General features: G+C 73.2%; 21 protein-coding genes and 1 pseudogene. 10 read left to right on the top strand and 12 right to left on the bottom strand.

Annotation, left to right across the window (positions count from 1 at the left end; genetic code table 11):
- The first annotated feature begins 226 nt into the window (after positions 1 to 226).
- Positions 227 to 3,280 (top strand): CHAT domain-containing protein, encoded by a 3,054-nt coding sequence (locus OHB01_RS30820; protein WP_328854340.1) that lies wholly within the window; start codon positions 227 to 229, stop codon positions 3,278 to 3,280.
- 22 nt (positions 3,281 to 3,302) lie between these two features.
- Positions 3,303 to 4,154, top strand: coding sequence for a siderophore-interacting protein (locus tag OHB01_RS30815; protein ID WP_328854339.1), 852 nt, complete (start codon positions 3,303 to 3,305; stop codon positions 4,152 to 4,154).
- Positions 4,155 to 4,263: 109 nt separating this feature from the next.
- Here the strand turns inward: OHB01_RS30815 and OHB01_RS30810 are convergent, their stop codons facing one another.
- Both OHB01_RS30810 and OHB01_RS30805 read right to left on the bottom strand, forming a co-directional pair.
- Complete coding sequence (locus OHB01_RS30810) at positions 4,264 to 5,268, bottom strand: helix-turn-helix domain-containing protein (protein ID WP_328854338.1); 1,005 nt, start codon at positions 5,266 to 5,268, stop codon at positions 4,264 to 4,266.
- 18 nt (positions 5,269 to 5,286) lie between these two features.
- Positions 5,287 to 6,192: an alpha/beta hydrolase gene (locus OHB01_RS30805; RefSeq protein ID WP_328855874.1), complete on the bottom strand. Its 906-nt coding sequence runs from the start codon at positions 6,190 to 6,192 to the stop codon at positions 5,287 to 5,289.
- 309 nt (positions 6,193 to 6,501) lie between these two features.
- Here OHB01_RS30805 and OHB01_RS30800 point away from each other — a divergent pair, with 309 nt between their 5' ends.
- The 3 genes from OHB01_RS30800 to OHB01_RS30790 all read left to right on the top strand — a co-directional run bounded on the left by OHB01_RS30800 (position 6,502) and on the right by OHB01_RS30790 (position 8,361).
- A complete protein-coding gene (locus OHB01_RS30800) occupies positions 6,502 to 6,843 on the top strand; it encodes a hypothetical protein (protein WP_142646893.1) in 342 nt (113 codons plus the stop codon).
- 316 nt (positions 6,844 to 7,159) lie between these two features.
- Positions 7,160 to 7,768, top strand: a complete 609-nt coding sequence (locus OHB01_RS30795; RefSeq protein WP_142646894.1) for a ClpP family protease — start codon at positions 7,160 to 7,162, stop codon at positions 7,766 to 7,768.
- Entirely contained in the window at positions 7,765 to 8,361 is a 597-nt protein-coding gene (locus OHB01_RS30790) for a ClpP family protease (protein WP_142646895.1), read from the top strand. The genes OHB01_RS30795 and OHB01_RS30790 overlap by 4 nt, the downstream gene beginning before the upstream one ends.
- 3 nt (positions 8,362 to 8,364) lie before the next feature.
- On the opposite strand, the gene OHB01_RS30785 is transcribed toward OHB01_RS30790, so the two are convergent.
- The 3 genes and pseudogenes from OHB01_RS30785 to OHB01_RS39990 all read right to left on the bottom strand — a co-directional run.
- Positions 8,365 to 8,742 (bottom strand): helix-turn-helix domain-containing protein, encoded by a 378-nt coding sequence (locus tag OHB01_RS30785; protein WP_147943349.1) that lies wholly within the window; start codon positions 8,740 to 8,742, stop codon positions 8,365 to 8,367.
- A gap of 132 nt (positions 8,743 to 8,874) precedes the next feature.
- A complete protein-coding gene (locus OHB01_RS30780) occupies positions 8,875 to 9,609 on the bottom strand; it encodes a helix-turn-helix domain-containing protein (RefSeq protein ID WP_142646897.1) in 735 nt (244 codons plus the stop codon).
- A 19-nt stretch (positions 9,610 to 9,628) separates the two neighbouring features.
- Positions 9,629 to 9,733: pseudogene (locus tag OHB01_RS39990) on the bottom strand (restriction endonuclease); the annotation flags it as partial.
- Between the two features lie 103 nt (positions 9,734 to 9,836).
- On the opposite strand from OHB01_RS39990, the gene OHB01_RS30775 reads away from it, so the two are divergent.
- From OHB01_RS30775 to OHB01_RS30765, 3 genes are all read left to right on the top strand, one after another.
- Complete coding sequence (locus OHB01_RS30775) at positions 9,837 to 10,373, top strand: RNA 2'-phosphotransferase (protein ID WP_142646898.1); 537 nt, start codon at positions 9,837 to 9,839, stop codon at positions 10,371 to 10,373.
- A 129-nt stretch (positions 10,374 to 10,502) separates the two neighbouring features.
- Entirely contained in the window at positions 10,503 to 10,817 is a 315-nt protein-coding gene (locus tag OHB01_RS30770) for a hypothetical protein (protein WP_328854337.1), read from the top strand.
- Complete coding sequence (locus OHB01_RS30765; protein ID WP_328709965.1) at positions 10,814 to 11,053, top strand: hypothetical protein; 240 nt, start codon at positions 10,814 to 10,816, stop codon at positions 11,051 to 11,053. The genes OHB01_RS30770 and OHB01_RS30765 overlap by 4 nt, the downstream gene beginning before the upstream one ends.
- Positions 11,054 to 11,104: 51 nt before the next feature.
- Here OHB01_RS30765 and OHB01_RS30760 read toward each other — a convergent pair whose 3' ends face one another.
- The 4 genes from OHB01_RS30760 to OHB01_RS30745 all read right to left on the bottom strand — a co-directional run bounded on the left by OHB01_RS30760 (position 11,105) and on the right by OHB01_RS30745 (position 15,602).
- The gene (locus OHB01_RS30760) at positions 11,105 to 12,046 is read right to left on the bottom strand and encodes an HNH endonuclease (protein ID WP_328854336.1); all 942 of its coding nucleotides are present in this window, start codon (positions 12,044 to 12,046) and stop codon (positions 11,105 to 11,107) included.
- A 311-nt stretch (positions 12,047 to 12,357) separates the two neighbouring features.
- Positions 12,358 to 13,950 (bottom strand): CocE/NonD family hydrolase, encoded by a 1,593-nt coding sequence (locus OHB01_RS30755; protein ID WP_142646902.1) that lies wholly within the window; start codon positions 13,948 to 13,950, stop codon positions 12,358 to 12,360.
- Between the two features lie 24 nt (positions 13,951 to 13,974).
- Positions 13,975 to 14,424: a DUF3237 domain-containing protein gene (locus OHB01_RS30750; RefSeq protein WP_142646903.1), complete on the bottom strand. Its 450-nt coding sequence runs from the start codon at positions 14,422 to 14,424 to the stop codon at positions 13,975 to 13,977.
- Positions 14,421 to 15,602, bottom strand: coding sequence for a flavin-dependent oxidoreductase (locus tag OHB01_RS30745; protein WP_147943345.1), 1,182 nt, complete (start codon positions 15,600 to 15,602; stop codon positions 14,421 to 14,423). Before OHB01_RS30745 ends, OHB01_RS30750 begins: the two co-directional genes overlap by 4 nt.
- An 85-nt stretch (positions 15,603 to 15,687) precedes the next feature.
- Here OHB01_RS30745 and OHB01_RS30740 point away from each other — a divergent pair, with 85 nt between their 5' ends.
- Both OHB01_RS30740 and OHB01_RS30735 read left to right on the top strand, forming a co-directional pair.
- Positions 15,688 to 16,230: a MarR family winged helix-turn-helix transcriptional regulator gene (locus OHB01_RS30740; RefSeq protein WP_205830056.1), complete on the top strand. Its 543-nt coding sequence runs from the start codon at positions 15,688 to 15,690 to the stop codon at positions 16,228 to 16,230.
- Positions 16,231 to 16,341: 111 nt separating this feature from the next.
- Positions 16,342 to 16,536: a hypothetical protein gene (locus tag OHB01_RS30735; RefSeq protein ID WP_142646905.1), complete on the top strand. Its 195-nt coding sequence runs from the start codon at positions 16,342 to 16,344 to the stop codon at positions 16,534 to 16,536.
- A 23-nt stretch (positions 16,537 to 16,559) separates the two neighbouring features.
- On the opposite strand, the gene OHB01_RS30730 is transcribed toward OHB01_RS30735, so the two are convergent.
- From OHB01_RS30730 to OHB01_RS30720, 3 genes are all read right to left on the bottom strand, one after another.
- Positions 16,560 to 16,985 carry a DoxX family membrane protein gene (locus tag OHB01_RS30730; protein WP_205830057.1) on the bottom strand — a complete coding sequence of 142 codons (426 nt, stop codon included), beginning with the start codon at positions 16,983 to 16,985 and terminating at the stop codon, positions 16,560 to 16,562.
- A 105-nt stretch (positions 16,986 to 17,090) separates the two neighbouring features.
- Complete coding sequence (locus OHB01_RS30725) at positions 17,091 to 19,934, bottom strand: FAD-binding and (Fe-S)-binding domain-containing protein (RefSeq protein ID WP_328709968.1); 2,844 nt, start codon at positions 19,932 to 19,934, stop codon at positions 17,091 to 17,093.
- Between the two features lie 39 nt (positions 19,935 to 19,973).
- Positions 19,974 to 20,987, bottom strand: coding sequence for a zinc-dependent alcohol dehydrogenase (locus OHB01_RS30720; protein WP_222709509.1), 1,014 nt, complete (start codon positions 20,985 to 20,987; stop codon positions 19,974 to 19,976).
- Between the last annotated feature and the right edge of the window lie 58 nt (positions 20,988 to 21,045).

Below are 21,045 nucleotides of genomic sequence, written 5' to 3'. Positions count from 1 at the left end.
GAACGCGAACTGCCTCAGACGGAACCACGAGGGCCTGGCCGTGATACATCCAACGCAGGAAACGCCGCCGGGCGCAAGGGTTCTCGGGAACGCTCCAGGTCGCGCCTCCGCCGGCCCCGGCGACGGCGACAGCGGCGGTTTACCGGATAGATCGGCAGCCGGATCAGCGGCCAGAGCCGAGGCACAGGCCGGGGAGCGGGTTGGAGCAGAGGCGGGGACGGAGGCCGTGGGCACGCGCGTGGACGCGTCGCCGGAGTCACCGGGCTCGCTGGAGCCGGCCGACGCAGTGCCGATCGACACGGTGCCGATCGACACGGTGCCGGCCGACGCGGTGCCGGCCGACACGATGCCGGCCGACGCGATGCCGACTGACGTGGTGCCGACTGACGTGGTGTCGGCCGACGCGGTGCCGGCAGAGGCGGAGGCGGCAGAGGCGGAGGCGGCGCTGGCCGCCGTCGACCGCGACCCCGTCTCGGGCCTTCCGGCGGCCGAGAGGGCCGCCCGGCGCGCGGCCCGCGCGGGTCACGCCGTGGCGGCGTCCACGGCAGAACGCGCCTGGGGGCACGCGCTCCTGCACGTGGGAGAGCTCGACAACGCCATCAGGCACCTGAGCCGCGCCGCCGCATGGGGCGCACGGGCCGGTCGAGCCGACCTGACCGCCGAGGCGCGATACAAGCTCGCCTTCGCGATCCTGCAACGGGGCAGGCCGCAGGCCGCGCTCCGCGAGATCGACGCCGCCCTGCCCGATCTGACCGGCATTGCGGCCGCACGTGCCCGCGCGCAGCGCGCGATCGTGCTGCACGTGATGGGCCGCCTCGACGAGTCGTTCGCCGAGTTCGAGGTGGCGCTGCAGGTGCTGCGCCACCACGCCGACCTGCTCGGCGTGCAGCGGATGCTGATCAACCGGGCCCTCGTCCACTCCGATCGGCACGCCTTCGCCGCGGCCGAGCGCGACCTGCTGGAGGCGGAGACGCTGGCACGCACGCTCGGCCGCCCGCTGACGATCGGCCTGATCGCCAACAACCTCGGTCTCATGGAGACGCTGCGGGGCGACGTGCCGGCCGCGCTGCGCCACCTCGACCGGGCCGAGCGCATCATCGGCGCGCACGGCGCCCAGCTGGGCACGCTGCACCAGGACCGGGCCGAGCTGCTGCTGTCGGTGGGACTCACGGCAGAGGCGAAGGCGGCCGCCGCCCGCGCGGTGGACGCCTACCGCCGCGAGCGCCGTTCGCTCAAGGTGCCCGAGGTGCAGGTGCTGCTCGCGCAGGCCGAGATCCTGTCCGGCGATCCGGCCGCCGCGCTGGGCCACGCCCGCGCCGCGTTGCGCCGCTTCCGCGCCCAAGGACGGCGGGAATGGACGGAACTGGCCCGGTTATCCGTTCTGTCCGCGCAGCGTGCCGCCGGTCTCCGGCCGCGCGTCCCGACGGCGGTCATCGACGTCATGGTCGCGACCCTGGACGCGGCGGGATGGCCCGCGGCGGCGCTGGACGCCGCGATCGTGGCCGCCCAGGTGACCGCCGGGCGCCGCGTCCGGCACGACGTACGGAGGGACAGGGACGACGGAGCGCCCGAGCGCTCCGGAGACGCGCGGGCGGGAGCGGAGCCTGCCGCCGAGCGGCGCTCCCGGACGGCGGACGTGGCCGCCGATTACCTGAGCCGGGCCGCGGCGGCGTCCCGATCCCGGGGACCGGCGCTCGTCCGGGCGCGCGGCTGGTACGCACGGGCGCTGCAACGACGGGCCGAGGGGGACGCGCGCGGCGTGCTCGCCGCCGTACGGACGGGCCTGCGGGTCCTGGACGAGCACGCCTCGGCGATGGGGGCCACCGACCTGCGGGTGCACGCGGCGGCGCACCGGGCCGACCTGGTGGCGCTGGGACTGGAGGTGGCCTTCGAGGCCGGTCGCCCCGACGGCCTCCTGGAGTGGTCGGAGCGCGCCCGGGCCAGCCGCCTGCCGTCCGCGCCGGTCCGTCCGCCGGACGACCCGGTGCTGACCGCGCTGCTGGCCCGGCTGCGCTCGGTCACGAGGGACCTGGCCGGTCAGGCGGCGGCGCCCGCTCCGCTGCTGGCCCGGCAGGCCGACCTGGAACGGCGCATCCGCGACCACAGCCGCCGGCTCGGCGGCACTCCCGGCAACACGCCCGCGACGCCGGTCACGCCCCGGGACCTCGCCGCCTCGCTCGGCGCGTGGGCGCTGGTCGAGTACGTCCGCCGGGGCGCCGACCTGCACGTGCTCACCGTGGTCGACGGCCGCGTGAGCGTCCGCCGCCTCGGGACGACGGCCGGGGCGGCCGACCTGATCGAGCGGCTGACATTCGCGGTGCGGCGCGACGCGCGCCCGGACGCCCGGCCCGAGGCGCTGGCCGCGTCCGCCGCGCTGTCGGACGCCGCGGCCGCCCGGCTCGACGCCCTGCTGCTCGGGCCGCTGACCGAGATCGGCGACCGCCCGCTCGTCGTGGTGCCCACCGGACCGCTGCACAGCCTGCCGTGGTCCCTCCTGCCGTCGTGCGCGGGACGGCCCGTGACCGTAGCGCCGTCCGCGACGCTGTGGCACCTCGCGCGGACCCGCCTCGCGGCGGCGACCGGAGCGGACGGCGACGGCCATGGTGATGGCGCCGTGGCCGGGGGAGGAGTGGTCGCGGTGGCGGGCCCGCGGCTGCCGGCCGCGGGGCCCGAGGCGGCGGCGGTCGGCGCGATCCACGGCGGCACCGTGCTCGCCGGAGCCGCGGCGTCGGTCGAGGCGGTCTCGGCCGCCCTGGCGCGGGCCGGGCTCGCGCATCTCGCGGCGCACGGCCACCTGTCGGCGGACAACCCGCTGTTCTCCGGCATCGCCCTCGCGGACGGGCCGCTGATGGCCTACGACGTGGAACGGCTGCCGCGGGTGCCGCACACGCTCGTGCTCGCCGCCTGCGACAGCGGCCGTTCCGTGGTGCGCACCGGCGACGAACTGATGGGCCTCGCCGTGGCGTTCCTCGCCCGTGGCGCGTCGCAGCTCGTCGCCTCGGTGCTGCCGATCCCCGACGCGGCGACGATGCCCGTCATGGTGGCCTTCCACGAACGGCTGGCCGCCGGGCGCCCGCCCGCCGCCGCCCTCGCCGAGGCCCAGCAGGCCGTACGGGGCGGCGACCCGCGGACCGCCGCGGCGGCGGCCGGTTTCGTGTGCATCGGCGCCGGGGCCGTACCGGTCCGCGGCCGTGGTCAGGGCCCTGACGAGGTCGCCGCCGGCGTCGGACGCGGGCCCGGCACGGTGACGATGTCACAGGATGAGGTTAGGCTTACCTAATAATCTGACGAAGGGAACGTCCATGGCGACGACCGAACCGGCGCGGCGCGCACCCCGGGCGACCACCGGCGTGGTGGAGCGCACCGAGCGGCTGACCCCGCACATGATCCGGGTGGTGCTCGGCGGTGAGGGGCTCGCCGGTTTCGAGGCGGGCGAGTTCGCCGACCACTACGTGAAACTGCTGTTCCCGCTGCCGGGAGTGGCCTACCCGGAGCCGTTCGACATGGCGGTGATCCGCGCCGAGCTGCCGCGCGACCAGTGGCCGAAGACCCGGACGTACACGGTGCGGGCCTGGGATTCGCAGGCGCGGGAGCTGACCATCGACTTCGTCTACCACGGGGACGAGGGACTGGCCGGGCCCTGGGCATTGCGAGCCCGGCCGGGCGACGAGATCCGCTTCCTGTGCCCCGGCGGGGCGTACGCGCCGAGCGCGCAGGCCGACTGGCACCTGCTGGCCGGGGACGAGAGCGCGCTCCCGGCGATCGGCGCCGCACTGGAGCGCCTCCCGGCGGGGGCGCCGGCCCGGGTGTTCGTGGAGGTCGAGGGCCCGGAAGAGGAGCAGAAGCTGCACACGGAGGGCGACGCGGAGATCGTGTGGCTGCACCGCCACGGCGCGCAGGTGGGCGAGGCGCTGGTGCGGGCGGTGCGGGAGCTGGAGTTCCCCGAGGGCGTCGTGCACGCCTTCGTCCACGGCGAGGCGAACTTCGTCAAGGAACTGCGCCGATATCTGCGCGTGGAGCGCGGCCTGCCGCTGGAGCGGTTGTCGATCTCCGGCTACTGGCGGCGGGGCCGTGACGAGGACGGCTGGCAGTCCTCCAAGCGGGAGTGGAACCGCAGCATCGAGGAAGAGGAGTCCGCCGCCCTCGGCGGCTGACGACGGCCACGCCGCCCGGCCGCCGCGAAGCCCGGAAGGGTGACGGAGCACCGACGCCGGCCGCGACGCCGCTCCCGGCCACGCCCGGTCGCACCGGAAGATCGGCCTCTCATGGCGAGCCCGCGTCGCGGTGCAGACGGCGCAGCGCGAAGGCGAGCTGAAGACGCAGCCGCCCCTGGGGATCGCGCACCGTCCACCCGAGGAGCGGCTCGGCGTGCGCGAGCCGGTCCTGCAGCGTCGAGTAATGCACCGTCAGCTCCGCCGCGGCGGCGCGCAGGCTGGGTGCGTAGGCGGCGGCGTACAGGGTCGCGAGCATCCACGGCGCCTCGGACCCGGCGCGTTCGAGCGCGCGGACGTCGGGGTGGGGCGCGGCGCCGGGCGGGACGGCCGCCGCGAGGACCGCCAGCCCGCCCAGGTCGTCGGAGTGGACCACTCGCGGCCCAGGATCCTGCGGGGTCCCCTCGGCCGCCAGCCGCAGCGCCGTACGGGCGAGCGCCCACGAGCGCGGCAGGTCGGGCAGGGTCACCGCCGGGCCGACACCCGCCCTGACCCCCTCGGGCAGCGGGTGATGGGCCGGCCCGACGCGGGCCACGCCGCCCTCCAGGGCGACCGCTCGTACGGGGACGTCACCGGGCAGGCCCAGCGCGCGGGCGGCGAGCGATCGCGCGGCCGGGGGAGCGGCGGGGTCGAGCAGCACCTCGACGAGGGCCGGGTCGTCCCTGTCCTGGTGGGCCGGGGCACGGCCCCGGGTCCGGTCGAGCACGACCCGCGCCGCCGCCGCGGCCCGTTCGAGCACCATCGCCCCGACCGGCCCCGGCGGCGCCGGGCGCTCCAGCCACAGGACGGCCGCCCCGCCGGGCACGGCGATGCGGGGCCAGGCGGGATCCGGCGGCGGACCGGCGTCCGTGCGGGCTCCGTCGGAGAGCACACGCACGTGGACGCCGCGCTCGGAGTCGGTCAGGCAGGCCGGGCAGCCCGCCAGGACGGCGGCGCCGCGGACGATCGCCTCCAGCCCCGCCCGTGTCTCCACCAGCCGGTCGAAGTAGGCGATGACCTGCACCGCCGCCCCGGCGTCCGGGTCGAGCGCCGACAGCCGTCCGACGAGGTCGCGCATCCCGTGCCCCCGGACAGGTCAGCTGCCGAGTACGCGGCGCAGCCAGCGCAGGCGGGCGGCCCGGGCGTCCTGCGAGACGGCCGCCTGCGGCGCCATCATGTCGAAGCCGTGGAACCCGCCCGGCCACACGTGCAGCTCGGCGCTGCCGCCCGCCCGCCAGATGGCGCCGGCGTACGCGACGTCCTCGTCGCGGAAGGTCTCGGCCGAGCCGACGTCGATGAAGGCGGGCGGCAGCCCGGACAGGTCGGTGGCGCGGGCCGGGGCCGCGTACGGCGAGACGCCGGGGCCGCCACGGGCCGCGCCGAGCAGGGCGGTCCAGCCGGTCTCGTTCGCGGTGCGGTCCCAGACGCCGAGCCCGGCCATCTGGTGCGACGACGGGGTGTCGTTGCGGTCGTCGAGCATGGGGCACATGAGCATCTGGCCCGCCAGGGCGGGACCGCCGCGATCACGGGCCATGAGCGCCAGCGCCGCGGCCAGCCCGCCACCGGCGCTCGCCCCGGCGACGATGATCCGCTCCGGGTCGATGCCCAGCTCGGCGGCGTGGGCGGCGGTCCACGCCAGGCCCGCGTAGCAGTCCTCGATCGGCGCGGGATGGGGGTGCTCCGGCGCCAGCCGGTATTCCACCGACACGACGACGAGCTGGAGCTCCTGAGCCCAGTCGAGCACGCCGTCGACGCCCACGCGGTTGTCGCCGATGATCATCCCGCCGCCGTGCGTGTGGTAGATCGCGGCGAGCGGGGTGGTGGCGCCCGCCGGACGGCAGACGAGCAGCGAAACGTCGGGTGCGCCGGGCGGGCCCGGCACCGCCCGCTCCTCCACCTCGAAGGCGCCGTCACGGGTGAGCGCCTCGTCGGGGAGGCTGGGGCCGTCCGCCATCGCCGCCCGCATGAGCGGGATCATGTCCGGGGTCAGCGACGACGGCATGGACTCGCCCAGCACGGCGAGGGCCGCGGCCAGCTCCGGGTCGAAGGGCGGTGGGGTGGCGGCCGAGGGCAGGGTGTTGCTCAATGGGGCTCCCGTGTCGTGGAGGTTGCCTGCGACCAACTGGTCCGTGCTCACCATCGTGGAAAACACGGGTGCGACGATCCAGCGCCACGCGGCGGAGACTACCCGCCGTACGGCGGGTGCCGCGACAGGGGGCCGAACGGCGCGAGCGGGTTTTAGATCCGCGTTACGCGCCCGCGGCTATGGTGACCCGCGACGACGTCTCGGGGAGCGGTCTCGGGAGTGCCCATGTCACAGCGAAAGGTGAAGCGCATGCGCGCCGCGATGCGGCGCGAGGAAGCCAGGCGGCGCGAGCAGCGCAGGCGGCTCAGGCGCAAGATCATGTATGCGGCCGCCGGAGTGGTGGCGGTGGTGGCCGTCGCGACGGGAGTGCTGGTCTTCGTCTCCTCCGGAACGCCGGACACGGTGACGCCGGTCGCGAACGCCTCGCCGCAACCGTCCTCTTCGGTCATAGGACCGGCCAAGCCGGAGGCCACGAGTTCGGCCACGCCATCGGGGTCCGCGTCCCCCGAGGCGCCCGCGTCGCCGTCCGCCGGCGCCTCGCCCAAGGCGACCGCGTCCGGCCGATGACCCGGCCCGGAGCGCCGGGCCAGGCCCGCTGACCGGCCGCCGGGGTTTCCCGGGCCATGACCGGGAGCCCGGTGGGGGGATCCATCGGGACAGAGGCGGGTCGCACGTGCCCGCCTCCTCCCGTACGCGGCCGGGCGCGGGGGTGATCGGCGGTGGCCGCGGTCGGCGGCCTGGTCGTCAGGCCGCCCGCCCGCCGTACGCCGGGATGCGCCGAAGGCGTTCAGGTCACCAGCCCGCCGCCCGCTCGCGCACCATCCGGTCTGCCCTCAGCAGACATATCGACAGGTAGCGGGGTCGCGGCGGATACAACTGCGCCATGAGTGTTTCACCGAGCACGAGTTACCGGGATCGGCTGAACGAAAGGCTGTTCCAGCAACGGACCCTGCTGCTGACCGGAGAGGTCGACGACGAGATGGCCGAGCGGGCGTGCGCCGAGATGGTGCTGCTCGCCTCGGCGGACCCCGAAAGCGACATCATCCTCTACATCAATTCGCCGGGAGGGTCGGTGCTGGCCGGGCTGGCGATCTACGACACGATGAAGCTGGTGCCGAACGACGTCGTCACCGTCGCGCTGGGGATGGCGGCGAGCATGGGCCAGGTGCTGCTGGCGTCCGGCACGCACGGCAAGCGGATCAGCCTCGCGCACAGCCGGATCATGATGCACCAGCCGTCGGCCGGCATCGGCGGCACGGCGATCGACATCTCCATCCAGGCAGAGAACCTCAAGTACATGAAACGGCAGTCCGAGGAGATCCTCGCCGCGGAGACGGGCCGCACGATCGAGGAGATCGCCGCCGACAGCGACCGGGACCGCTGGTTCACCCCCGAGCAGGCCCGCGACTACGGGATCATCGACTCGATCGTCGACTCCTTCCAGGCCATCGCGCCGTACGCCGTTTCCAACCGGATGGGGTTCACGTCATGAGCCAGTACACGATTCCGTACGTGGTCGAGAAGACCCCGGTGGGGGAGCGGTCGTTCGACATCTTCAGCCGGCTGCTCAACGAGCGGATCATCTTCCTCGGCACGGAGATCGACGACGGCGTCGCCAACGTCGTGATGGCACAGTTGCTGCACCTGGAGGCGGAGAGCCCGGACCAGGAGATCAACCTGTACATCAACTCCCCGGGCGGCTCGTCGACCGCGATGCTCGCGATCTACGACACCATGCAGTTCATCCGCGCGAAGGTCGCGACGTACTGCATGGGCCAGGCGGCCTCCGCCGCCGCGGTGCTGTTCGCCGCCGGCGCCCCCGGGCGGCGTTTCATGCTCGGCCACTCCCGCGTGCTGCTCCACCAGCCGTCCACGCAGGGGCAGGGCACCATCTCCGACCTGACCCTGCAGGCGGCCGAGGTGCTGCGCGTGCGCGCGCAGACCGAGGAGATCCTCAGCCGCCACACCGGGGTGGAGGTCGCGCGGCTGCGCGAGGACACCGACCGCGACCGCATCTTCACCGCCCGAGAGGCCGTCGAGTACGGCCTGGCCGACGAGGTGATCAGCGCTCGCGAGCCGTCGTAGCGCTCACGCCGCCAGCAGCTCCACCCGTGGCGTGCCGGACGGCCTGCCGGTCGCGATCCGCCGCGACGCCGTGATCCGCCGGACGGCACGGGTGAGCAGGTGCTCGATCGGCAACCCGAGCGCGTCGCACACCGAGTGCAGCATCTCCGACGACGGCTCCTTGCGGCCGCGCTCGACCTCCGACAGATACTGCTTCGACATGCCCACCGCACGCGCCACGTCGTCGAGTGTGCGGTCCTGGTCCAGCCGCTCGTCGCGGAGGATCTCCCCGTACACCGTGCGCAGCAACGGGTCAGAGCCGTCGGGAGTCGCTTTGCCGCGCTCCTCGGCGGCCCGGCGCGTCCGGATGTCGATGACCACTGGTCGGCCCGATGCTGCCATGCCTCGCAGTCTGGCACGCCGGGACGTACGGCGGACCGCCTGTTCGCGCACAGATGAGCGAGTGCCACCTCCCCGGGCCGCCAGGGCGACCGGCGGCCCGGGAGCGCGGGCGGCTCCTCGTGTCCTCCGGCGTCAGGCGAGCCGGTGACCGCCCAGGGAGATCTGCGACTCGGGCATCGGGGCGAAGAAGTCGAAGTTGGGCGGCGGGCCGACCCGCCGCTCCAGCGTCTTCACCACGTGCCTGACGTCGTCGTCCGGGCCCGCGAGATAGAGGGGCTTGCCGTCCTTGCCGAACGTGATGGCCGACTTCTCGTCCCAGGTGCCGAGGTGGCCGGCCGTCGCGGCGAAGTCCGCCGTCGGCTCGAAGCCGAGATCGCGGGCGTAGTCGACCGCGCCGAAGACGAGGTGCCGCACCAAATCGAGCGGCGCCTCCCGCCGGCCCCGCGGGTAGATCCGGAAATACCTGGTGAGGAAGCGGTGCAGCTCCACTTCGTTCATCACGTCGGGGCCCAGGGCGTGCTTGACGCCGAGGCAGTAGACGTCGACGAGGTAGGCGCAGACCGACAGCTTGTCCCAGCCGTGCTTGCGCGCCACGATGACGCTCACCGTGCCCGCCGTCTCCTGGCCGTCCGGGGCGTCGTCCGCCCAGCCGGTCGTGTCCGGGATGGTCAGCCCCTCGCTCCAGCCCGCGTTGATCCAGCACCCCGCGACTTCGGGTTCGGCGGCCTGCCCGCCCGTCTGCTCGGCCACCGCCCTGATGTACGGCGCGACCGCCGCAGGCGCCATGCCCAGGGCCCGGGCGATCTGCTTGGGGGAGTTGCCCTGTCCGCGCAGTTCGCGGACCTTCTCCAGGATCGAGCTGTCCATAGGGCCTGAAGCCTATCGGCTATCCCTGCCGTGCCGGGGTCCGGAAGACCTGGCGGCCGTGCCACTCGATGTGGCTCGTGTCGACAGAGTCGAGACCGGCGTGGGGAACCCGTGCAGGCCTGCCCGTTCGCCCCGCAGCGTGCAGCGGCGGAGGTTCGCGAAACGCTCGACCCAGTCCATGACCGACACCATAGGGTGATCTAGACGCCGGGGACTGGAGGTAAGGTGTGGACGAACAGCGGCTGGTGCGGGTCTCGAAGTACCTCGCCAAGCACCTGCGCCACCAGCCCGAGCGCATCGGCATCGAACTCGACGCGCACGGCTGGGTGGACATCGACGTGCTGCTGACGGCGGCGGCCTCGAACGGGTTCCCGATCTCGCGTGCCGAGCTGGAGCAGGTGGTCGCCGGCAACGACAAACGGCGATACGTGATCGGGGGTGATCGCATCCGCGCCAGCCAGGGGCACTCGGTGCCCGTCGACCTCGACCTGCCGGTGGCCGAGCCGCCTCCGGTCCTCTACCACGGCACGGTCGCCCGGAACGTCGAGCCGATCCGCGTGGAGGGGCTGCGGCCGATGGCCCGCCATCACGTCCACCTGTCGCCGGACCGGGAGACCGCCACCCGGGTCGGCGCACGCAGGGGGAAGCCGGTCGTGCTCGTGGTCGACGCGGGCGCTATGTACGCGGCGGGGCATCACTTCCGGGTGAGTGCCAACGGCGTCTGGCTGGTGGACCACGTCCCGCCGGACTTCATCCGCTGGTGAACGAGCAACCGATGAAGGCGGGCATGCCGTCATATTCAGCGTCCGAGCCCTTCTCGCCCGCCCGGGCGGCCAACGATCCTCTGCTGCTGCGGTAGCAGCCGCCTCGAATGCCCGGTCATCCTGCTGGCGGTGTGCCCCGAGGCGTCGGTCGCCCGCTGGTGCGCCCGCCCGATCGAACTCGGCCACCCCGGTCTGGTCCTCAAGCCGCTGGTCGCGGGCCCCAACGAGGTGCCGGTCATCACCGATCCCGGTCAGGCGGCCGAGGACATCGAGCTCGCGGTGCTCTCGGCGATCCACCACGCCGCCACGCCGGAGGGCCCCGAGATCCTCAACGCCCTGTTCGCCGCGCTGCACAATCTCGACCGGGACCTGGGGGTATGTACGCTGACATGGTTCGTGCGGCGCTGCCTCGAGAGGTCTGGGATCACTTGGAGGAGCACTTGAAGAGCGAGACTTACGAATACTGGGCCCGCGAGAACATCGCCAAGGGCAAGGCCGAAGGCATAGCTGAAGGTAAGGCGGAGGCGATCCTGACGGTCCTGTCGGCCCGGGGTATCGAGGTGTCCGACGACTTTTCCGAGCGGATCCGGAAATGCCACGATTTCGATCGTCTGAATTCCCGGCTCCGGGCAGCTGCCACGGTTGACTCCTCCGACGAGCTGCTCGGCGACATCTCCTGACCCGGCCCGGCTGGGTTGACGTGACCCCGCCGAGCCGGGTGTCGGGCGGGCCTACGTACGGAGGAAGACTTCGTCGAGATGCCACTCGATGGATTCCCGGTTCGGCCGGTCGCGGGGCCGGCCGGGGACCGCGATTTCCTGCCCGGCCCGCCGGTAGAACTCCTCGCCGTTGCCGAACTCCTCGCGCAGGCGCGGGCTGACCAGTAACCGATGCTCGGGGTCGACCGCCAGATAACCGCGGTCGAAGAGCGTGTGCACGTCCGAGCGGAGCAGGAGCCCGTTGTCCAACCGGTGCTCGCCGCCCTTCGTGACCGGACGGATGTGTGCGGCCTGCAGGACCGGCCTGATCCGGTCACCGGTGATCGCGCAACGCCGTTCGTATGCATGGAGGACGACGGCCTGGAACGCCTGCTGACCGAGCCTTCGTGGAGCCATCCTGGGGTCGCCGAAGATGGGCCCGTCGCGATGCCACGGCTCGGACAGGTCGACGTCCCCGCCGATCCCGGCCCGGTTCAGCAAATCGTAGAAGTAACCAGCGGCAGGGTGAACGGCAAGGTCGTAGCTCTTGCCCTGCACGATGTTCGAAGCGAAGCCGGGCGGTGGTCCGGCGACACGATCCTCGGGATAGAAGAAGACGTCGCGGATGATGACGCAGCCGATGACCGGGTCCTCGCCGAGCATCATCGGTCGGCTACGGTATTTGCCCACCTGCTGACGCAGTTCTCCCAGGCTCACGGCGCCGTTTCCCTGCCCGAAGAACTCCCATGCCTCGGACACTCGGAGAGGCGCGAAGCCGCTGAAGAACCCACCGCCGACCACGCGGTTGTGCGGATGGTGCGTTTTGAAGAAGAACGGCTCGCCGTGGTCGATCGCGCGGAACTCCCGTCCGCTGGAGGGCCGCCAGAAATTGACCTCGCTCAGGTCGGGACGTCCCGCCAGAAAGCGGTACCACCTGTCGTCGGTCACCCCGACGTACACCTTCACGGAGGTCATTGTGCACGTTCGTGATCAACTGTGCCAGGGCGTCGCAACGTAGCGGAATCAGCCGCGAGCAGAAGCCGGGCTCGATGAGGTGGTGGGCATAGGAGGAGGCCAGATGGTGATCGTAAGTTCTCGCTCGTGCCGGAATGATGCTTGTAGAGTGCCGGGCTGGCCGGGAGAACGGCGCAGGCCGTGAAGGCGAAGGCCGAAGGCTGATCCGGGTTGCCACGGCTTCCGGGCGGACGGATGGGGCGGAGGCGTGGATCTCCTCGAAGGGATCGCCACCGGATCGACGGCAGGGAGGCCGGCCCAGGGAAGTGGGGTCAGCGGGGGACGATCGGCAGCGTGATGTACGAGTCGGGGAAGACCTTCTGGTGCTGGACGACCATGTCCGCCTCGGTCGCCGCGCTCCGGCCGGTGCCGGGGTTGCGGTCGAAACGGGGGAAGTTGGAGCTGGAGATCTCCACCCGGATCCGGTGACCGGCCTTGAAGACCTGGCTGGTGGCCACCAGATCGATGACGAACGTCCCGGACGGCTCGGCGACGCGGACGATGCCGTCGATCACGCTCATCGCCCGGCCGTCGGGATGGACGTCCACGAGCTTGGCCGTCCAGTCGGTCGAGGCGGCGGAGGTCTCCGCGTGCAGGGTCACCGACACCGGGCCCGTCACCTCGACGTCGGAGGCGAGCACCTCGGTCGAGTAGCAGAGCACGTCGGGCCGCCGCTCCACGTCGCGCTGGTCCTGCGGGCCGACGTTGGTGGGATCGGCCAGCAGGGTCGGGCCGCCGACGGTCGGGACCGGGTCGCGCGGGTCGAAGGTGAAGGTCGCCGGCTCGTACGCCGAGGGAGGCTCGGGGGAGAGGAGCCCGCCGGTGTGCAGGTAGTAGGGGGTCTCGACGGCGCGCTCCAGCGGCCAGGTCTCCTCGTCCCGCCAGACGTCGTCGCCCATCACGAAGATCTTCACGGCGGGGCCGGTGTCCTCGCCCTTCAGGAACGCGAGCTCCCGCTGCTCCAGCCCGATCGCCTGCCCCGAGGCGGCGGCCCCGAAGAACAGCCGCCCGGTGCCCGCGGCGCCCGGCGCGAGGTGGGACCAGGGGCCGATGACCAGAGGACCACCGAGACGGCGGTGGTTTTCCAGCGTCCCGCCGAGGAACAGGTCGAACCAGCCCGCCACGTGCATGACCGGCACCTCGATGCGGTCGTGGCGCAGGGTATCGGCCAGGTCCTCCCAGTAGGCGTCGCGTTCCACGTGCGAGGTCCAGTCGCGCCACCAGGGGATGCCGGGGATGTCGCCGACCGGCAGGGTGCGTGCCGCGGCGTCCTGGTCGTGCAGCACGGGAAGGACCACGGCCAGACCCGGGCCGGCGTCCTCGCCCGCCTCGGCGGCGTGCAGCAGGCTGAGCATCGCCTGCAGCGCACCCCAGTTGAGTGCCGAGCCCAGGGCGAAGGCCCCGCCGTGATACTTGAGGCCGTCGTGGAAGTCGTGTGGCGTCATGGAGGCGACCACGGCCTTCAGCCCCGGCGGGCGGGTCGCCGCCGCCTGGAGGGCACACCCGGCGAGGTAGGACATGCCGCTCATGACGACCTCGCCGTTCGACCAGGGCTGCGCGGTGATCCAGGTGATCGTGTCGTGGCCGTCGGCGCCCTCGTCCGCCCACGGCCGGAACTCGCCGTCGCTGCTCCCGCGCCCCCGGCAGTGCTGCAGCACCACCGCGAACCCGGCCCGCAGCGCGGGCGTCACCGGCGCCGTCCGCAGCGAGTCCTCGCCGTACGGCGTGCGCATGAGCAGCGCCGGGAACGGGCCGCCGTGGGCCGGCCGGTGGACGGAGCCGCGCAGGACGGTGCCGTCCCGCATCGGCATCGGGACGTCGTGCTCGACGGTGACCGGAAACGGGGAGCGGTCGAGCTTCGGCATGGGGCTCCTCAGGACGAGGTCAGGTCAGGTCAGGGCGTAGGCGTCGTAGCGTACGGCGGTGGCCACGCGGGCGGCCGAGGCCACGGCGAGGGTGCGGTTGAGCCACAGATATCGATCGTCGCCCGTCTCGAAGCGGCAGAACAGCCGGAAGTAGTACTCCGACGGGTCCACGTCTTCGCCGCGCCCGAGGCGGTCGAGCACCTCGGGGGAGCCGTGCCTGACTCCGCTGGTGGTGATGTAGATGTGCGCGCCGTCGTGGGTGCGCAGCGTGTAGCGCGTGTCGATGCTGATCATGCCGTCGGCGTGGACGACCTGCCAGTCGGCCCCGCCGGGCAGCACGGTTCCCGACAGGCGGGGACCGTCGAACGTGCCGCCCACGATGTTGACCACACGGCGGTGGCCCCAGTGCGAGTCGCCGAGGTCGAGCACGGGATCGAGATCCACGTGGAAGGTGGCGAGCGGTTCGAGGTTCACGAGGTGGCACTCCGATCTACGCTCCACGAGGGGCGTTCGCTGAGCGAGGCGGGGTCGAATCCGGCGGTCCGCTTGTAGGAGGCGGCGATCTCCGCCCGCTCCTCGTGGGGGATGACCTGCTCGATGTCGTCGAACCCTTCGGGCGCCCGCTCGTGGGCGAGCTTCATGACGACCTCCGGGCCCATCTCGCGGTTGGACAGCTGAAGCGCCGTGGTGGCCGGCCGGCGCAGCTCCTCGTACGCCGCCAGGTCGCCCTGGGCGAGGGCGTACGCCAGCACGCGGGCGTCGATGATCGCCTGGGAGGCGCCGTTGGAGCCGATCGGATACATGGCGTGCGCCGCGTCGCCGAGGAGCGTGATGCCGTCGAAGGTCCAGCGGGGCAGGGGGTCGCGGTCGACCATCGGGTACTCGTACGCGGTCTCGGCCCCGGCGATGATCCCGGGCACGTCGAGCCAGTCGAAGCGCCAGTCGGCGAAGTGCCTGCCGATCTCGGTCAGGTCGGCCGGGCGGTTCCAGTTCCCCCGGTCGGGGGCCTCGCCGTCCAGCGGCCGCTCCGCGATCCAGTTGATCAGTGTGCGTTCGCCGGTCTCGATGGGGTAGGCGACGAACTTCTGCGTGCCGTCACCGGCCATGATCATGGACCGGCCGGTGAGGAACGGCTCGCCGTAGGTGACGCCCCGCCACAGGACCAGGCCGTTCCACGGCGGCGGACCCTCATCGGGGTAGAGATGGGCGCGCACGGCCGAGTGGATTCCGTCCGCGCCGATCAGCAGGTCCTCGTCGCCGGGACCGGTGATCCTGCTGCCACTCCGCACGGAGTCCGGGCCGAGCCGCTCGACGACCGCCTCCAGCAGGAGCATCTGGAGCGTCCCGCGATGGACGGAGTATTGCGGCCAGGCGTAGCCCGCGGCCAGTCCCCGGGGCTCGGACCAGATCGGCGTGCCGTAGCGGTTGAAGTAGGCCAGTTCGGCCGTGGCCACGCCGATCTCCGCCAGCCGGTCGGCCAGCCCCAGCTCGGTCAGCTCCCGTACGGCGTGGGGGAGGAGGTTGATCCCGACGCCCAGCGGCCGGATCTCGGGGGCGGCCTCGTGCACGGTCACGTCTTCGAACCCGGCCGCGTGCAGGCTGAGCGCGGCGGTCAGCCCGCCGATGCCTGCTCCGGCGATGACGATGCGCACGTGGGCCTCCGGGGAGAAATGAGGAGAAGTCGTTATGGCCGAAACAATATTCACGGCACTCCTGCGGCTGCGCAAGACTTGACCGATGGACAGCGAGCCCGGCATCCGGCCGGATTCCGGCGCGGCCACGCCACCCGACCTGCGGTACGCCGCCTACGCGCGCGAGCGCCTGGCGGAGATGTCGCCTCCGGCCGACGCGGAGGCGTTCGCGCTGGCCTATCACCTGCTCCAGCTCGCCTACGTGCTGGTCACCGACCTGGAGACCCGTATCCACCGGCCGCGCGGTCTGACGCTGCCCGGTTTCCGGCTGATGTTCAAGCTCTGGCTGCTCGGCCCCACCCAGCCCGTACGGCTCGCCGAGATCTCCGCCATGTCGAGGTCCGCGGTGACCAACGCCGTCAACACCCTCGAACGCGGCGGCCTGGTCGAACGGCGACCGGTGCCCGACGACGGCCGCGCGGTGGTCGTCGCGCTGACCGAGGCGGGCGAGGCGGCCGTGCGTGAGGCATTCGCCGAGCAGACCCGCAGGGAGCGGGAGTGGTTCGCCTGCCTCGGCCCCGCGGAGCGCGAGCAGATGACCGCCCTGCTGGCCCGCATCCTCCATACCCGCCCGGCGGATCTTCTGTAGCCAGGGACGAACATCGGAGGGGACGAACCGGGGCAGTTGTCCAGAAGCTACGCGTACAGTTCTCGCAGGCGTCCCCCGGGACGTGCCCGCTTCATCGTGAGGACCGTACCAGTGGCCGTTTCCGAGCAGTTCCCGCCGTTCGAGGCACCGGACGACGCTGCCGCCGGGGACGAGCCCGGTGCGGAGCCGGACCCGTTCCCGGGCGACACGCACTGGTACGACCTGCCGGACGACGACGCCGCGCCGGAGGAGGACGAGCCCCTCACGCTGGTGAGTCGTCTGCGGCGCGCGCTGCGAGCGCTCTGACGCGCTTCCCCGAGGGCGGCGGGTCAGCCGTCGCGCCGCCGGGTCGCGGCGTCGGCGAGCAGCCCGAGCCCGACGCCCAGCATCCACACGTCCTTGCTGATGCCGATGCCCGCCGGGGTCGGCCAGATGCTGCCGGGCTTGTGCAGCGCGGGCGTACGCAGGTAGAGCGCGACCAGGCTGCCGGAGAATCCGGTGAGCGCGGCTCCGGCGAGCGCGGCGGGCACGAACGGCGTCAGGAGAGCCACGCCCGTCGCGATCTCGGCCGCGGACAGCAGTTTGAGGAACCGGCGCGGCGGGATGTTCTTCAGGAACGGAAAGGCGTTGGCGGCCGTGCCGTGGAGCCCGGCGGCCTGTTCGTCGCCGCCCTTCCACTTCTCCAGGCCGGAGTGCAGGATGTACGCACCCGTGGCCACCCGCCCCGGCACCTCCCGGGCCTTCATGAACTTCATCGACACTCCCGTCCGATCTGGTGTGTTATGTCCGGCCGCGACGATACTCGCCCGGCGGGCGACCCCGGTGTCCGGGGCCCTCGGCAGGAGACGGCCTCAGCGCCCTCAAGCGGTGATCGTGTCGAGCAGTTCGAGCAGGTGGTGATACGTCTTCCCGGTGGCGCGGGTCATGCCGATCTCGCACGTACGGTTGACCGACGCGTGCGCGGCGAAGCCGCCCTCGGCCACCGAGGCGGCCTCGGCGCGGGTGGCGGAGGCGGTCAGCTCGGGATGCAGCAGCCCACGGTCGCCGGCGAAGGCGCAGCACTGCCAGCCGTCCGGGACGACGACCCGCTTCGCGACCACGCCGGCGATCTTGGCGATGGCCGCGTCGAGACCGAGCCGGGTGGACGAGCAGGTCGGGTGGAGGGCCAGCGAGGCCAGCCGGCGGTCCTCCGGCGGCTGCGGCAGCCGCGGCAGCACGTGGTCGGCCACGAAGGTCACCGCGTCGAGCACCCGGACGGCGGGCGAGGCCGCGCCGGTGGCCGGTCCGGACCCCGCGGCGGTCAGCCGTTCGAACCCCTCCGTGCACGAGGCGGCGTCGCTGACGACCGGAAGCCTGCCGCCGTCGGTCGCGGTCAGGAGCGCATCGCGCACCCGGCGGCGCATGACCTCATAGCCGTCGCCGAAGCCCTTCGAGGACCACGGGGTGCCGCAGCACAGGCTGCCGACGCCCTCCGGCACGTGCAGCCGCAGGCCGGCCCGCTCGGCCAGCCGCAGCAGCGCGGCCATGACGCCGGGCCCGCCGTCGGCGGGGGCGAACATGGTGTTCAGGCACGACGGCACGTAGACGGCGTCGGCCTCGCGATGCGGCGCCGCGCGCCGGGGCGTGCCGCCGCGCGGCAGGTCGCGGCTCCACTGGGGAACGGCGTCCGGGCTCACGACGGCGCGGGCGGCCCGGCCGGCGCCCTCGGCGAGCCGGGCCGGGGACGCGGCGGCGATGTCCATCGCGAGGTCCATGGCCCGGGTCACCGCGTCCCAGTGCTTCGCTGCGGACTTCCAGCCCGCCCGCGCGGTGCGGCCGTGCCGCTCGGCGCGCAGGCGTTTGGTGAGGTCGCCGGTGTTGATCAGGACGGGGCAGGCGGTGGCGCACATGCCGTCCACGGCGCAGGTGTCGATGGCGTCGTAGCCGTACTCCTCCTCAAGCTGCCGGGCGAGGGCGTGGTCGCCGGCCGCTTCGGCCGCGGCCAGCTCGCGGCGCAGCACGATGCGCTGGCGCGGTGTGGTGGTCAGGTCGCGGCTGGGGCAGACCGGTTCGCAGTAGCCGCACTCCACGCACCGGTCGACCTCGGGCTCGACGGTGGCGACGGGCTTTAGGTCACGCAGGTGCGCCTCGGGGTCGTCGGTGAGCACGACGCCGGGGTTGAGCGTGCCGCCGGGGTCGCACAGCCGTTTGACCTCCCGCATCACCTCGAACAGCTCCTCGCCGTACTGGCGGCGTACGAAGGGGGCCATGACCCGGCCGGTGCCGTGCTCGGCCTTGAGCGTGCCGCCACGCGACAGCACGGCGTCCACCAGGTCTTCGGTGAAGTCGGCGTAGCGCCCCAGATCGGTGCCGAAGCGCTCGTTGAGCATGAAGTGCAGGTTGCCGTCCTTGGCGTGTCCGAAGATCACGCTGCGCTCGTAGCGGTAGCGGTCGAACAGCTCGGACAGCTCGTCGCAGAGATCGGCCAGCGTGGGCACCGGGACGGCGACGTCCTCCAGCAGCGCGGTGGTGCCGGACGGCCGGGCCCCGGCGACCGAGGCGTACAGGTTCTTGCGGATGCGCCACAGGGCCGCGCGGCCGGCGCTGTCGCCGCTGAGCCGGGCCGGAGCGGCGAGATCCATCCCGGCGAAGACCTGCCCGGCCTCCCGCTCGCGCCGGGCGAGCAGCTCGGGGTCGGACTCCTGCCACTCCACCAGCAGCGCCGCGTGATCGCGCACCTCCAGCGTGCGCAGGACGTCGTCGGCGCCCGGGTCGGTCGCGGCCACCCGCAGCGATTCGGCGTCGAGCAGTTCGATGGCGGCGGGCCCGGCCGTGACGATCTCCGGCACGGCGGCCATCGCCTCCCGCAGCGTCGGGAAGACGATCAGGCCGGTCGTGGCGAGGCGGTGCAGCGGCACCGTCCGCAGCACGGCCTCCGCGACGAACGCCAGCGTGCCCTCACTGCCGATGACCAGGTGGGCGAGGATCTGCGCCGGGCTGTCGTGATCGAGGAAGCTGTTCAGGCCGTAGCCCATGGTGTTCTTGATGGAGAACTGCGCCTTGACCCGGCGTACGGAGTCCGGATTGCCGCGGATCCGGTCGCGCAGCCGTTCCAGCCCCTGGGCCAGGTCGGGTTCGAGGGCGTGCAGGCGCGCGTCGGCGTCGGGCGCGCCGGTGTCGATCACGGTGCCGCTGGGCAGCACCAGCGTCATCGACTCCAGCGTCCGATAGGTGTTGGCGTGGGTGCCGCAGGTCATGCCGCTGGAGTTGTTGGCGACGACCCCGCCGATCGTGCACGCCGACTCGCTGGCCGGGTCGGGGCCCAGCCTGCGGCCGTACGCGGCCAGACGGGCGTTGACCTGCCGCAGCACGGCGCCGGGCTGCACCCGCACCCGCTCACCGCCGTCGAGCACCTCGACACCCCTGAAGTGGCGGCGGGTGTCGACGAGCAGATGACTCGTGACGCCCTGCCCGGACAGGCTGGTGCCGCCGGAGCGGAAGGTCAGCGGCAACCCGGCCCGCATCAGCGCCGCCACCTGCGCGGCGCTTTCCGGCACCACGACCGCCTGCGGCGTCAGCAGGTAGTGCGAGGCGTCGTGGGCCATGCCCAGCCGGTCGCTCACCCGGGACCGGGTGATCGCCGGCACGGCGGCCTCCACCGCCGCCAGCACGGCGGGGTCCGCCGGGGCGATGCGGTGGGGGGGATCCACGTGGATGAGGCTCATGATGTGAACGCTTCCGTCCGGGGCGGCGCTGCGCCCCCTCTATCGCCGAGGGTCGATGTGGATCTTCGGGCCCGGGCCCGCGCCGGCCGGGCGGCGCCCCGCCAGCACACCGGCGGCGTCGTCCAGGCCGACGGTGGCGGCCACGAGCGGGCGGGCGTCGACCGACCCGTCCGCGTACGCCTCGATGGTCCCGGCCAGACCGGCCGATCCGCTGAGCACGCCGACGGCGGTGACGTCCCTGAGCGCGAGGTCGCGGGTGTCGATGCGGCTGGGAGACCCCGCGAGACCGACATAGACTACCCGGCCCGCGGGCCTGACCAGGTCGAGCGCGAGCGCCGGCAGGTCCGCCGCGTTGGACGCGTCGACCACGGCGTCCCACCGTAGTGACGGCAGTGACGCGCGGGTCCACGCGCCCGCGAAGCCGAGGTCGCGGGCCGGCCGGAGCGTGGGCTCGTCGCGGCCCATCAGGTGCACGTCGGCGCCCCTGGCCCGCGCGAGCAGCGCGACCAGCAGGCCGATCGTGCCCGTGCCCAGCACCAGCAGCCGGTCGCCGGGGTGCACGGCGGCCCCACGTACGGCGCGCAGGGCGCTGCCGCCGGGTTCGACCAGCGCGCCCAGCGTCGCGTCGATCGTCTCGGGCAGCGCGTGCAGCGCCCCCGCCGGTACGGCGAGCCGCTCGGCCAGCGCCCCCGGGAAGCCCCGGCGGATGCCGATCTCCGCCCGGTCGGGACAGACGTGCTGCAGCCCGTCACCGCAGAAGCGGCAGCGCCCGCAGCCCAGCATGGTGTCGCCCGTGACCCGGCGGCCCAGCCAGCCGGGGTCGACGCCGTCCCCGAGTGCCGTGACGACGCCGCACCACTCGTGGCCCGGACGCAGCGGATACCAGGCGTGGCCGGAGTGCAGATAGCTCATCTCGCCGGTGAACAGCTCCACGTCGGTGCCGCAGACGCCGACCCGCTCGACGTCGACGACCACCTGCCCGGGCGCGGCGACCGGTGGTTCGACGTCCACGACCTCGGCCCTGCCGGGGCCGGTGATGACCAGTGCCCGCACTACCGGACGCCGGGGACGGGCGCGACGGCGCCGATGCCGGGGTGAGGCAAGGTCGTGT

Source organism: Microbispora hainanensis (assembly GCF_036186745.1).
Classification (GTDB): Bacteria; Actinomycetota; Actinomycetes; order Streptosporangiales; family Streptosporangiaceae; genus Microbispora.
The sequence above is the reverse complement of the archived record's forward strand: the minus strand, read 5'-3'. Positions and strand labels throughout refer to the sequence as shown.

Excerpts from the sequence above, each read along its gene's own strand:
- OHB01_RS30760 (WP_328854336.1), bottom strand. The coding sequence starts at position 12,046 with ATGACCTCCGTGAAGGTGTACGTCGGGGTGACCGACGACAGGTGGTAC.
- OHB01_RS30810 (WP_328854338.1), bottom strand. The coding sequence starts at position 5,268 with ATGCGCGACCTCGTCGGACGGCTGTCGGCGCTCGACCCGGACGCCGGG.
- OHB01_RS30790 (WP_142646895.1), top strand. The coding sequence starts at position 7,765 with ATGAGCCAGTACACGATTCCGTACGTGGTCGAGAAGACCCCGGTGGGG.
- OHB01_RS30800 (WP_142646893.1), top strand. The coding sequence starts at position 6,502 with ATGTCACAGCGAAAGGTGAAGCGCATGCGCGCCGCGATGCGGCGCGAG.
- OHB01_RS30780 (WP_142646897.1), bottom strand. The coding sequence starts at position 9,609 with ATGGACAGCTCGATCCTGGAGAAGGTCCGCGAACTGCGCGGACAGGGC.
- OHB01_RS30730 (WP_205830057.1), bottom strand. The coding sequence starts at position 16,985 with ATGAAGTTCATGAAGGCCCGGGAGGTGCCGGGGCGGGTGGCCACGGGT.
- OHB01_RS30815 (WP_328854339.1), top strand. The coding sequence starts at position 3,303 with ATGGCGACGACCGAACCGGCGCGGCGCGCACCCCGGGCGACCACCGGC.
- OHB01_RS30785 (WP_147943349.1), bottom strand. The coding sequence starts at position 8,742 with ATGGCAGCATCGGGCCGACCAGTGGTCATCGACATCCGGACGCGCCGG.
- OHB01_RS30740 (WP_205830056.1), top strand. The coding sequence starts at position 15,688 with ATGGACAGCGAGCCCGGCATCCGGCCGGATTCCGGCGCGGCCACGCCA.
- OHB01_RS30755 (WP_142646902.1), bottom strand. The coding sequence starts at position 13,950 with ATGCCGAAGCTCGACCGCTCCCCGTTTCCGGTCACCGTCGAGCACGAC.
- OHB01_RS30805 (WP_328855874.1), bottom strand. The coding sequence starts at position 6,192 with ATGCCGTCGTCGCTGACCCCGGACATGATCCCGCTCATGCGGGCGGCG.
- OHB01_RS30725 (WP_328709968.1), bottom strand. The coding sequence starts at position 19,934 with ATGAGCCTCATCCACGTGGATCCCCCCCACCGCATCGCCCCGGCGGAC.
- OHB01_RS30795 (WP_142646894.1), top strand. The coding sequence starts at position 7,160 with ATGAGTGTTTCACCGAGCACGAGTTACCGGGATCGGCTGAACGAAAGG.